Annotated in this window: 4 protein-coding genes; all 4 read right to left on the bottom strand. The window is 60.7% G+C overall.

Annotation, left to right across the window (positions count from 1 at the left end; all coding sequences use genetic code 11):
• Window positions 1-151 precede the first annotated feature (151 nt).
• Entirely contained in the window at window positions 152-6532 is a 6381-nt protein-coding gene (locus tag DXC99_RS07585) for a discoidin domain-containing protein (RefSeq protein WP_158551680.1), read from the bottom strand.
• A gap of 949 nt (window positions 6533-7481) precedes the next feature.
• A complete protein-coding gene (gene carB, locus DXC99_RS07580; RefSeq protein ID WP_117629786.1) occupies window positions 7482-10796 on the bottom strand; it encodes a carbamoyl-phosphate synthase large subunit in 3315 nt (1104 codons plus the stop codon).
• Window position 10797: 1 nt separating this feature from the next.
• A complete protein-coding gene (gene carA / locus DXC99_RS07575; RefSeq protein WP_117629785.1) occupies window positions 10798-12237 on the bottom strand; it encodes a glutamine-hydrolyzing carbamoyl-phosphate synthase small subunit in 1440 nt (479 codons plus the stop codon).
• Between the two features lie 208 nt (window positions 12238-12445).
• The gene (locus DXC99_RS07570) at window positions 12446-13411 is read right to left on the bottom strand and encodes a hypothetical protein (protein ID WP_117629784.1); all 966 of its coding nucleotides are present in this window, start codon (window positions 13409-13411) and stop codon (window positions 12446-12448) included.
• Between the last annotated feature and the right edge of the window lie 2 nt (window positions 13412-13413).

The raw sequence follows: 13413 nt of genomic DNA, 5'->3' as shown, positions 1-13413 counted from the left end.
AGTATAGCCGCCGATGCTGATGTGTTCGGCGGGAGACGGAACGCTTTGCGAGATTAAGGCCGAAGGGTCGGAGCTTTCCGCCTACATTCAAAAAGCGTGCCCACCGTCCTTGGGTGGGACGGCGGGCACGCTTGCTTAGCTGTTGCTGGGGCTACTTAGCCTTGCTGCGACGATGGAAGAAAGCGCCGATCGCGGCGATGATGGCGCCAAGACCACCGACGGTCGCGACGGTCGCCGCCGTCTGGTCTCCGGTATTGGGAATCGCCGAACCGTTCTTCTTGCTGCCCTGGGCCTTGTCGCCTGCGGGCTTGCCCGCCTGGTTGCCGCCGTTCGAGCCATTGCCGGAACCCTGGTTGCCCGAGCCGCCCTGATTGCCGGAATCGGCATCCTTGAGGCTCTCAATAGCCAGCTTGAGCTGGTCATAGGCCGCCTGGAGCTGGGTGTCGGAAGCATTCTCAGCACCCAAGACGTCCTCGGCGTAGGTAATGGCATCCGTCAGGGCCTTGACAGACTCGGCCGTCTTGCCCCTAGTGTCAGTCTCCTTCGCCTGCTTGACCAGGGCCTTGAGCTGCTTCTTAGTCGGTTTCTCGACCGGGGCCACCGGGGTCTTCTCGAGCGCGCCGCGGGCGCTCTCGAGCGCCCTGAGCGCCTGGTCGACCTCGTCCTGCGTGGCTTTCTCGTCGCTCAAGATGGCGCGGGCGCTCGCCAGGGCGTTCTCGAGCGCCGTCCAGGAGGCCTCGGTGTAGTCACCGGCCTTGAGGTCGCCGGCAGCAACCTCGGCATCAACCTTTTCGATCGCGGTAGCGAGATCATCCTTCGCCACCGGATCGGGGACGGCCGTACCGTAGAACTTGAGCTCCGCCATGCTGCAGTAGGCATCAACGTTGCCACCGCCGGCGTGAATCACCTTGACGGTCACGTAGCGACCGCGCGCGGCGCCAAAGCTCATCTGTTTCCAGTCGCCACGGTCGGTGAGCACGCGGCCGTCATTGTCGAAGGCGAACGTACCCATCGACGCGGCGGTGCCCATCTCATAACCGTCGGCAGTGTCGGAGACCAGTATCTCGGCCTCGAAGATATCGCCGTTAGTGCCGCCGTCCTGGCGCGGCAGGAATGTAACGTCGGTGAGATCGTAGTCGCGGCCCAGGTCGACACTCAGATACTGGGGCATACCGGTCCCATGGGCCCAGTCGCTGTGCCAAAGCGTCCGCTCGTCGCCGTCGAGAGCGTTGACGGCGTTGCTGCCCTCGTAGTCGGCCTCACTCGAGAAGCCGGCCACCTTGACGTTCTTGCGGTTCTCGGGCGTGTTGATAAGAATCTTCTCATCGACAGGGCGCATCTTGAGGCCGTCGATTGCCTTCTCGATCTTGGCTGTGGCGTCTGCGACATCCTTCTTGCTATAGCTGCCTTGGCCGCCGTCGAGGAGCTTCTGAGCCGCCTCGACCGCAGCGGTGAGAGCTGCATAGGAATCCTTAGTGTAGACGGATTCGCTGTAGCCCGCGGCCTCGGAAAGCGCTGCCACGAGCGCAGAGGTATCGACACCAGCCTTGACTTCGACCTCATAGGATGCGGTCTTGGAGGGGTCGAGTACCGACGCCACCGTGATCTTTGCCTTGCCGGCCTTGTTGGCACGCAGGTAGTAGCTCACGCTATCGCCAGCCTGAACAGCGGAGACGCTTACCACAGAGGGGTCGGAGCTCTCGACCGTCACATAGGGGTAGCCGGCGCTCTCAGGCGTGGCCTTGGCGTCGACGAGCGTAACGTCGCCTTCAAAGAACTCGGTCTGGTTCTTGCCTAGCTCGACACCCTCGATGGCCTCGACACCCTGCGTGTAGTTGAAGTTGACCTCACGCAGTGTGAGCATCTGGTCACCCGATGCCTCAAGCGGCGTGACCTCGACCTTGGTCGCCTTCTTGCCCTTGTTCTCGGCAGAGAGGCCAAAAGCGTAGCGAGCCCGGAAGGAATCGTACTCCCCGCCCGCGAACTCTTGGGTCGAGCCATCCTCGAACGTCACGACAGCCTTGATCTTCTGCACGGTTCCGTTGCCACCGTTGCGGTTAACGACCTCGACACTATCGAGTTTCGAAGGCGTCTTAAATGCGAATGTCATCGTGGTGGGAAGCTTCACGTAACTCGGAAGCTTACCCTCGCTGTCCCAGTTGCCGCTCCAGTTCCATAGGAACTCAAAGCCGTTGTCGCCCTCGTTATTATCGAACAGCGCGTTATAGCTCTTCTGCTGGATAAGTTTCTCGACGTTGGTCCCGTCGTCGGTCGTGAGCTCATCGTTGGTCATCGTGATGTTGAAGGCATCCTGACCGTACTCGGCGACCGTTGGCTGAGGAACATCCGGCATCGTCACCGTGCCGTCGCTCGCAAACTCAAGTGCGTCGCATGCCGGACCGATGAGCCAAGATGTCGAGGGCAGTTCGACCTTGCCGGCGGTCTTGGCCTTGAGCTTGAAACTCGCCACCGCGCCGGTACCGTTGTAGAGCTTGCCATCGCCGCGGTTGGCAAAGGCGAGATTGATAGTCTGCGTTCTGTCCGCGAACTGGACCTTCTCGCGAGACAGGTTCTCCATGCCGGCAGTCGAGCCGTCCTGCGCGATGCTCTCGGACACAAACTCGAACTGGTCGCTCTTGAAGTTGACGAGAGCGCCCAGGGCGTTGACGTTCTTGGCGTCGGCCGCATAGACATCAACGGTGATCTCATCACCGGCCTCGACCTCGGTCTTGCTCGGAATCACCGCGAGCGAACCTGCGACCTTGCCCTTTTGTTTAGTGCCGCCGTCAAGACCCGCCATGGTGAACGAGTAATCGTAGACGTCGTAAACGCCGTTATCGTTGAGGTCGGCGAAGTGGTCGCGGATCTGCGAACCGAACGTCGGGGTATCGGGCTCGCGGTTCTCGAGGCCCAGATAGTTCTTCATGTTGGAGTAGTCTCCGTCGGAGATCGTGGCCTTGTTGAGGTTGGAGCCCACGGCGAAGCCATCCGTGCCGTCGGTCTTGTAGATGGCAATCTCGGACGCGGAGAAGAAATTGCCGACCGAGGCGAGCGGTGTCATGCGCACGTAACGGGCGGCCACGGTGCCGTCAAACGCTACCGTCTTACAATCAGCGGAACGTGCCCAATCGACCTCCTGGCTCGTCCAGTGGACGCCATCGAGACTCGTCTCAACACGCATCTTGGTCACAGTGCCGTTGCCGGCGTCATCGCGCGGATAGTACTCGAGCTTATCGAGCTTGTAAGCGCGTCCATAGTCAACGGTAAGCGCCTTGCCCAGATCGTTGCCACCGGAGTGGAAACCGCCGTCGCCCGACTGGAACTCATGGTCGAAGGCAAGCTCGGCCTTATGGCTGCCGTAAAGTGAGCCCTCCCAGGTGATTTCCTCGGCGTCGGGGACGTTCCGCCACGGATCGAGTGCGGAGTTCGCCTCGAGCACATCGCTCCAGGCGGAGTAACCCTCGGCGTTGCGCGAACGAATCTGGTAGGTGTGCTTGCTATTGTAGGCGAGGTCGGTGTGCGTGAACTCGGCCGCATCACCCACGGCAAACACAGTGCCGTCGACCTTAAGGTCGTAGGAGGTAGCACCATCGACCTTTCCCCAGGTGAGCTTTATGCTCGTTGGGGTCGTGACGTCCTCGGGGGCAGCAAGGTTCGTGGGTGCGGAGAGGTTCTCGTTGAGGCGATCGGCTGTGAGCGTGGCGTCGGCATTCACGAAACCGCCCAGCTCAAGCGTCTGCGCCGCTGCAGCAACATCGGTCTTCGCGAACTTGACGTAGACCTTGGGGTTCGTGGTGATCTTGGTGTTGTTAAAGCTCTCGCCCTGCTCGGCCTCGGTGCCGTCCGCATCGCTGCCGTAGTGGTTGAGGTTGGGGGTCTCGCTGTAGAAGTAGACCGCCTGGCCGGCCTCGGGGGTCGCGGCGTCAAAGGTCTCCTGCGAGTCGACCTCAACCACGTTGAGTGCGGATCCGCCGTTCTTGGCGACAACGCTCGTGGGCTTGGCGGACACATTGGCCACGAAGGTCGTGGTGCGGTTGGAGTCGTAGCCGTTGTAGCCGCCCTTCGAGGCCTCGGCGGTAAAGGTCGCGGTGCCGCCTGCGGCCTTGGAGCTGTAGACGGTGCTCACATGCTCACCGTAGGAGATATTGTCGATCGTGCCGTAGGAATCGTCCTCAGTCGTGTTGTTTTCGATGGAGGAGCCGTCGTCCTCGTACTGCGTAAAGGTGCCGTCGCCCTCGGTGGCGAAGAACTCGACGATACGCTGACTGCGGTCGGTACCCTTGGTGTTGGTGTCGCTCACTGCCTCGGGGTTGTTGTTCTCGGCGTACATCGGCACGATAGCGTTGGCCTTCACAAACAGCGGCAGCTTCCAAAGCGGAGCCTCGTAGTTGTTGAGAACCTGGCCGCCGCGATACTGCTTACCCGAGAAGTAATCGATCCAGATGGTGGGATTCTCGTCGGTGCCGTAGTTGGGGAGGTAAATCCCATTGCGAATGTCGTTGCCGTTCTCGTCTGCCTGGGTATCCTGATACACCGGTGCCACTAGGAAGTTCTCACCGAACATATACTGGTACTGCGTCGAAGTGCTTGCGGCGTACTCGGAGTTGTCGGAAAGCAGCATGGCGCGGATCATGGGCAGGCCGGCATCGCCGTTACCCGTGTCGATGTTGGCCGCCGAGGCCGCGCTCGTGTAGATATAGGGCATGAGCTGCGCCTTGAGCTTGAGGTAGAAGCGCGAGATGCCTGTGTAGGGATCGCCGTGCGTCATGGGCGATTTACGGTAGGTGCCCCAACCGTCCATGTCAAGCATAGAGGGCGTGAACGTCTTCCACTGGTAGTCACGCGCAGAGATGATGGGGTCGCCGCCAAAGATGCCATCCATGTCGGAGCCGATGTTGGGGTTGCCCGAAAGACTCTGACCGATATACGTGGGGATATGGAAGCGAATGTACTCCCAGTTACCGCCATACTGGTCGCCGGTCCAAATGCCACCAAAGCGCTGCGTGCCGGCCCAACCATCGAGCGTGATGATGTTGGGGCGCTTGTTAGCGCCGGTCGTCACCGTGTCATAAGCTGTCTTGATGCCATTAAGACCAAAGGAGTAGCCAGATCCAACCCAGGCAACGTCGGTCTTAAGGGTAGAGATGCCTCCCGTCTTGACCTCGGCGTCGAAGTCGCGAAGCAGGTGCCACGGGGTCTCGGAGTTGCTGTCGGGCTCAAGGTTGGACTGGGTCCACAAGCCCGTGCTCACACCCTTGGAGTTGGCATACTCGGTGAACTTCTTAAGGTTGTCGACATTGGCACGCACAGCGTTAAGACGGTCGGCCGAGCTCGTTCCGTCGGAGTTGACGCCGCCGGTCTTGTAGTAACCGTTCTGGCCATAGCCGGCGCCGTAGCCGTCGTTCGGCAGGAACCAACCGAGCGGCATGTCGTTGTCCTCGTAGTCATCGATAACCTGCCGAGCAGAGAACTGGCGGTCGAAATCGGTCGCTTTCATGTTCTCGGTATCAACCGAAGGGCCCTCACCGTTGAGCGTCTCGGCCGCAAGTGTGCCGTCGAGCTTGTAGCCCGTCGACATGCCAGACTCGTACTTAACGTCGCCCTTCTCGCTCGAGGACTTGCTGCCCTTGGTCTCCCACTTCTTTTGACCCGAGGTCGTTGACCAGCCATCACGGTTATAGGCATTAAGATGACCAAGGTAGAACCCGTACTCGGGCAGCAGTACCGGGTTACCGGTCACCTTGTAGTAGTCCTGCAGCATCTCGGTTGCCACGTTCGAAGCGCCCTCGTTGGTCGCCACGAAGTAGTAGGCATCAAACTCATTCTCGCTGTGCAAAGTCGTGACCGTCGATGAGTCCGTGGAACCGAAGTCGTAGGAACCCTCTGCAAACGTGTTTCGGAGTACGCCGTAGCCGTCACTCGTCCAATAAAACGGGTTGGGCGAGGCAACGCCGCCATCAGTCCAGTTGTTCGTGTTGGAGATGGCGATGGTCTGGTTGGTGTGCAGGAAGCGTCCGTTCTGGGTGCCGCCGCCAAAGAAGTTCTCGGACTTCTCCTTGGCGAGCGTCTGGACGGTACCCTTCTTATCAAGGTCGAGGGACGCGGACTCGGAAACCACGACACGGTCGCCTGACTTGATACTCATCTTGCCAGTCGCCTTGTCCAGGATCACGGTCGCCTTTCCGCCGGTGATCTCGATAGTGTCGCCCTTGTCGGCAACCGTCGCGCTCGGCTTGCTGTAGGTGTCCGAGGTATCGGGCTGAGCCTGGATTTTAGCCGTGTGGGACTTACTGCGCGGTGTGGCGTAATCGGAAAACTCACCCTTGGGGTCGACGTTATAACGGAAAATACCGTCCTCGAGGAACGTAATACGGCCCTTGATGCCGTCAGCGAAATCGATGTCGACGACATTCGAGGCAGACTGGGACACGGTCGCTGAGTCGACGCCCTTGAGTGGCGTGGCAATCGCCTGCTGGGGATTGGCAAACACGAGCGTCGCTGCAGTGGCAACGAGGACCGCGCTTCCCTTCACCCACCGTTTCGTAAAAATGGAATTCCTGCGCACCTGGGCTCCTTTCTTCCGACATGCCGAGGACGCCCCCCCCCCGGCAGCATGGGAAAACGTATCAAACGGGGATGTTCGGTACATTCCGCACAATGGGGCCACCCGTTACCAAGGGGCCAACTGGTAGTAACCAGATAGCCACCTACTAGGTCATATCAATATATGGGAGCACTTGCGCAACCAAGTTCGGAAGTCCACCAACGGCAGTAAAATGAGCGTCAACGGCAAGGTAGGCTTAATAAGCCATACCAATTGGTTCTTCAGTCAAATACCAATCTAGCAAAAATGTACTGTTTATCTGGTATTACACAGACCATACCTTTCCCTCGGGAACTGGGCTTCGCGAAGTTTCCCGAGGGAAAGGCTCAGCCGCCACCCTGCGACCTACCGGGGGTTGCCATGGCGTACGTTGGCTGATTTGGTTTGGAATGAGAGGTTGACGGAGGGTGGTGGACAGTTAGTTCAGATTTGTATTTTTTGGCCGGGTCCTTACGTGCAAACGTATCGTTTTGAAGCCGTTTTAGACCCAATAATGGGCCTTTCTCGCGCTTGGTCGAGCAACCTCATCGCATCAGAGCGTCAGAAACAGCTCATTTGAGCTCAAATCGGCCTTTATCCACCCTCCCAAAAATACAAATCTGAACTAACTGTCCAGCAGCGCTCTCGACCAACGGCAAAAAGGTCCTTCGGTGAATGCAATTCACCGAAGGACCCCATACAAAACGCGGGCTCTGCCCACACTCTCTTTTTTATTTAGCCCTAGTCATCGCGCAAAGCCCCTTCGGCAGCACATGGTGCAGCCAAGTCACCGTAGGCCGGGGCGGGAGGGGCGGAGTTTCCTCCTGAGCGACTCTGCTTGCAGCCGGAGCGAAAGGGGGAAATCTCCGCCCCTCCAGCCCCGGCCGGACAGCTCAGCCTACACCGTGTGCTGCGGCAGGTCCTGCAGGGCGATGACGTCCATGCCCATGTCATTGGCGCTGCCATGACCCTGCTGGTCCTCGCGCACGGCCTCGATGGCACTCACGTACGTGTTGGCGGCAGACATCGCCGTCACGCAGGTCACACCGCGACGCACGGCCTCGGTACGTAGCAGGTAGCCATCGCCACGCGAGCCCGGACCGTACGGCGTATTGATGATCACCGCGATCTTGCCATCGGCGATCAGGTCACCGATGTTGGGACGCTCGCCGTCGTGCGGACCGCTAATCTTCTCCACGACTTCGCACGTCACGTTGCCTCCGCGCAGCACGCGCGCCGTACCCTCGGTAGAGCAAATGTCAAAGCCCAGGTAGCGCAGGATGCGGGCGACCGAAAGGATATGGCGCTTGTCGCGGTCGCACACACTGATGAACACCTTGCCGCTGCTCGGGTCGGGCAGCTTGTAGTCGATCGCCAGCTGCGTCTTGGCGTATGCCTCGGGATAGCTCTTGGCGATACCCATGACCTCGCCCGTCGACTTCATCTCGGGTCCCAGGATAACGTCGGCTCCCGGGAAACGGCCCCAGGGCATAACGGCTTCCTTCATGCAGAACCAGTCCAGCTGACGCTCGTCGCTCGGCAGGCCCAGGCTCGCGATGGAATCGCCCGCCATGATACGCGCCGCGCACTTGGCCAGCGGCACGCCGGTGGCCTTGGAGATAAACGGCACGGTACGGCTGGCACGCGGGTTGGCCTCGATCACGTAGACGGTCTCGCCCTTAATGGCGTACTGCACGTTGACCAGGCCGCGGACTCCCAGCGCCATCGCGATGCGGCGCGTAGTCTCGCGGAGCTTCGCCTGCAGGCTCTCGCTAAAGCTAAACGGCGGAATGCACGTCGCGGAGTCGCCGGAGTGAATACCGGCCTCCTCGATATGCTCCAGGATACCGCCGATGTAGACCTCCTCGCCGTCGCACAGGGCGTCGACATCGGACTCGATCGCACCCTCCAAGAAGCGATCCAGATACACCGGGTAGTCGGGGCTAATGCGTGCAGCCTCGGTCATGTAATCGCGCAGATGCTCGGCATCGTAGGCGATCATCATGCCGCGGCCGCCCAGCACATAGCTCGGACGTACCAGCAGCGGGTAGCCAATGTGTGCGGCAACGGCCTCGGCCTCCTCAAACGAGGTGGCCTGGCCCGCCGGCGGGTACATGATGCCTAACTTGTCGAGCAGAGCGGCGAAGCGCTCGCGGTCCTCGGCAAAGTCGATGGCATCGGGCTTGGTGCCCATGATGTTCACGCCGCTCTCCTCGAGCATGCGCGCCAGCTTAAGCGGAGTCTGGCCGCCGAGCGTCACCACGACGCCGTCGGGGCGCTCAACATCGATAACGTCCATGACGTCCTCGTAGGTGAGCGGCTCAAAGTACAGGCGGTCGGACGTGTCATAGTCGGTCGAGACGGTCTCGGGATTGCAGTTGACCATGATGGTCTCAAAGCCGCGGGCCGCCAGCGCGTAGCTCGCGTGCACGCAACAGTAATCGAACTCGATACCCTGGCCAATGCGGTTGGGACCGGCGCCCAGGATCATCGCCTTGGGCTTGTCCGCCGGCGTGGTCTCGTCGGGAGCCACGCACTTCTTGGCGAGCGGGCTTGTGCGGTAGATGTTCTCGTACGTCTTGTAGTGGTACTCCGTGGCGCTCGAGAACTCCGCAGCGCAGGTATCGACCGTCTTCATGCTGGGAACCACGCCCAGGCCCTTGCGGTAGGCGCGCACAAAGCGCTCGTCCGAGCCGGTCAGCGCGGCGATCTCGGCGTCGCTCGTGCCATACTGCTTGAGCAGGCGCATCGCGTCGGCGTCGATATCCTCCACACGCAGGCCGCGGATGCTCTCCTGGACCTGCACCATATCGTTGATGCGATTGAGATACCACGGATCGATACCGCAAATGACGTGGATGCGCGCAACATCCCAGCCGCGGCGCAGGGCCTCGACCACAAAGAAGATGCGGTGCTCGGTCGGGGTACCCACGGCCTGAGCAAGCTCGTCGTCGCTCAGCTTATCGGCACCTTCCTTGCCGCCGGCGCAAATGCCCTGGTGGCCGTCCTCCAGCGAGCGCATAGCCTTGCCAAAGGCCTCCTCAAAGGTGCGGCCGATCGCCATGATCTCGCCCACGGCCTTCATGCGCGTGGTGAGCGTGGGGTCGGTACCCTTGAACTTCTCGAAGGCAAAGCGCGGCACCTTGACCACACAGTAGTCGATCGTGGGCTCAAAGCAGGCGGGCGTAGCCTTGGTGATGTCGTTGACGATCTCGTCGAGCGTATAGCCCACGGCCAGACGCGCGGCGGCCTTGGCAATGGGGAAACCCGTGGCCTTGGAGGCCAGCGCGGACGAGCGGCTCACGCGCGGGTTCATCTCGATGACGATCAGGCGGCCGGTGTTGGGGTTCACGGCAAACTGCACGTTGGAGCCACCGGTCTCGACGCCAATCTTCTCCAGAATGGCGAGCGACGCGACACGCATGCGCTGATACTCCAGGTCGGAGAGGGTCTGCGCCGGCGCCACGGTGATGGAGTCGCCGGTGTGCACGCCCATGGGGTCGAGATTCTCGATGGAGCACACGATGATGCCGTTGCCGGCGTGGTCACGCATGACCTCCATCTCATACTCTTTCCAGCCCTCGATGGACTCCTCGACCAGCACCTCGTGGGCAGGCGAGAGCTCCAGGCCCTGGCTCACGATGGAGACAAGCTCCTCGTGGGTGTGAGCGATGCCGCCGCCGGCGCCGCCGAGGGTAAAGCTCGGGCGCAGTACGCAGGGATAGCCCACGCGCTCGGCGATAGTCTCGGCGTCGGCCACGCTGTAGGCATAGCCCGAGCGCGCGACCTCCAGGCCAATCTCGGCCATGGCCTCGTTAAAGAGCTTGCGGTCCTCGCCGCGCTCGATAGCGGCCAGGTCGCAGCCGATCATCTCGACGCCGTACTTGTCGAGCGTACCGTCCTTTGCCAGCTCGACGGCGGCGTTCAGACCGGTCTGGCCGCCCAGCGTGGGCAGCAGCGCGTCCGGGTGCTCTTTCTTGATCACGCGCTCGATAAACTCGGCGGTGATGGGCTCAACATAGGTGCGGTCGGCCAGACCCGGGTCGGTCATAATGGTCGCCGGGTTGGAGTTGACCAGGATGACCTCAAAGCCATCCTCCTTGAGCACCTTGCAGGCCTGGGCGCCGGAATAGTCAAATTCGCAGGCCTGGCCAATGACGATGGGGCCCGAACCGATGACGAGGATACGCTTGATGTCAGTACGTTTCGGCATGTTAGTTCTCCTCGGTCGCAGCGTTCTCGGACTCGGCGAAATTCCAGCCGGCGAGGCGATCCTTCGCGGTGTCGATGTCCAGGTAGTTCTCCTCGCCGTCCATGAGTCGCGTAAAGGCGGTAAAGAGATAGTGGGCATCGGTGGGGCCAGGCGAAGCCTCGGGGTGGTACTGGACCGAGAAACACGGGGCGTCGAGCAGCTGGATGCCCTCGGCGGTGCCGTCGTTGAGGTTCACATGTGTCAGGCGAATGCGACCAAAGCGCTCGTTCATCACGACCGGCGCGATGCCGCGACGCACCCAGGCGCGCAGGTCACCGTCGGCCGCATGCTCGGTTTCGCCGCCGGAAAGCTCCGGAATCAGTTTGCCCAGACTGGGGAACAGCAGGCCAAAGCCGTGGTTTTGCGCGGTGATCTCCACGCGACGGCTCACCAGATTCATAACCGGCTGGTTACCGCCACGGTGACCGAATTTAAGCTTTTCCATTTGGGCGCCGCAGGCCAGGCTGATCATCTGGTGACCGAGGCAAATGCCAAAGACCGGCACCTTGCCGATCAGCTGCTGTACCTGCTCATAGGTCTCCACCACGGCATCGGGGTCGCCGGGGCCGTTGGACAAAAAGACGCCATCGGGATTCATGTCGAGTACCTGCTGGGCGGGCGTATCCCACGGCACGACGGTGAGATCGCAGCCGGCACGGACCAGGCCCTCCAGAATACCGCGCTTCACACCGCAGTCGTAGGCGACCACTTTGTGACGGGCAGGAGCGGCAGCCGCAAGCGCAAAGTCATGCGTGGCAGGCAGGTCGGCGGCCACAAACTCGTGAGGCGCGGGGCAACTTACGGTCTTGACCAGGTTCTCGCCTACCAGCGTGGGCGCAGCGGACAAGCGCTCGGCAAGCTCGTCGACGTCGAAGATCTCGGTCGAGATAATGCCCATCTTGGAACCATTGTCGCGCAGATGGCGCACCAGAGCGCGGGTGTCGACGCCCTCGATAGCGACGATGCCGTGAGCGCGCAGGTACTCCGGCACGCTGACGGCCGAGCGCCAGTTAGAAGGCGTGGCGCACATGTCGCGAACGATCATGCCACGCATGGCCGGAGCGCTCGCAGGGCGCACGGCGCCGCCGGGGAAGGCCGACTGGACATCGGTCTCGTCGATACCGTAGTTGCCGATCTGCGGATAGGTCATGGTTACGATTTGGCCGGCATAGCTCGGGTCGGTCATGACCTCAAAGTAGCCCTCAAGCGAGGTGTTGAAGCAGACCTCGCCGGTTGCGGTACCCTCGGCACCACATGCACGGCCATAAAAAATGGTCCCATCCTCAAGATACAGGATGCAGGGACCGCAGGTGCGCTTGCTGGTTTTTGCCAGCATACGCTGGCACAACTCGCTGGGCGCGATGGTGCGGGCGGCAGCGCCCGCGGGATGGTTGTTCGCCATAATTCTCCTTCCCGGTCTCACAGGACCGGCTTAAAGGTGTGTAGTTAGGCCTCGCGGTATTGTAACCGCAAGCATGCCTCATGGCGTTAATTTCATCGAAATGTTTACGAAATGATAATTATGACTTTCTATGCATAATAATTTTTCTGGGACGAGGATTAAAAAAATCATCCCGCGGGGCTTGTGGCTCACGCGGGATGATGGCGTCTTACTTTTTCTTGTCCTGTTCCAGCAGATCGGACGGCGTTCGGTCGGGCTTGCCGCCGCGGAAAATCTCGCGACCATGCAGACGATGTTCCAGGTCACGTTCGGCCTTTTCCTCGTCAATCTTGGTCTGGCTCACCACCGGGTCCTCGATCAGCGACGAAACCGAGTTCACCTGTTTTTGAATGCGCTCGGCAATGGTGTCGTCCATGCTTACGATACGCATCTTCCAGTCGATACTCGTGGCGTTGGATGAGCTCTTGGTCCACACGAACGTCAAAATGGCGCTCTGATGACCCCGCGCGGGAAACATGCCAAAAAAGGAATCGTGCTGAATGTTGCTACCCTCGTCGATATAGGCGTGAACGTTATACACCACGCGGTCAATTTTGTCGTTGAGCAGGGCGTTGGTCGCAAGCGCCGCGGCCTGGATCTGCCCGTTGGACAGCAGCTCGAGCTCATTGGCAGACGACGTGTCCAACACCGTCACCTCAACCGTGCCCGTGCGCTCATCGGCCTCGTCGACAGAAAAATCGAGCGGGAACTGCGTAAAGCCGTTGCCCCATTCGAGTCCACCCTTGAGCGCGGTCGAGACGGTATCCACCGAAACGCTCTCGGACAGGTTGGCGGTATTCAGACGGCGCATCACGCCGTAGCCGATCTGCATGCCCACGATCAGCACCAGAATACCGATGACCACGGCCATCGCGGTCTTCGTAATGGTATGGCTCACCTGCGAGCCCGAAGGATCGTCCTCGGACAGCGGGTCGATATGTTTTGCCTGGCTCGCGCGGTCCTCGCTGCGCAGCTGCGCTAGCGCCGCTTTGTCACCGCGCTTGGCCGCAGCCTCCTTCTCACGCATGCGCTCGGTTCGCTTTTTGGCGAGCGTAGGATCCAAGACGCCGGATGCATCGATTTCGGAGAATAACTCCGTCACTTCTTCCGGAGTCAAAGGGTTCTTGTCAGCCATAA

Origin of the sequence: Collinsella sp. TF10-11AT, assembly GCF_003437565.1 — a bacterium.
In the GTDB taxonomy this organism is placed as follows: domain Bacteria; phylum Actinomycetota; class Coriobacteriia; order Coriobacteriales; family Coriobacteriaceae; genus Collinsella.
The sequence above is the reverse complement of the archived record's forward strand: the minus strand, read 5'-3'. Positions and strand labels throughout refer to the sequence as shown.

Coding starts and splice junctions, on each gene's coding strand:
- carB (WP_117629786.1), bottom strand. CDS start 10,796: ATGCCGAAACGTACTGACATCAAGCGTATCCTCGTCATCGGTTCGGGC.
- DXC99_RS07570 (WP_117629784.1), bottom strand. CDS start 13,411: ATGGCTGACAAGAACCCTTTGACTCCGGAAGAAGTGACGGAGTTATTC.
- carA (WP_117629785.1), bottom strand. CDS start 12,237: ATGGCGAACAACCATCCCGCGGGCGCTGCCGCCCGCACCATCGCGCCC.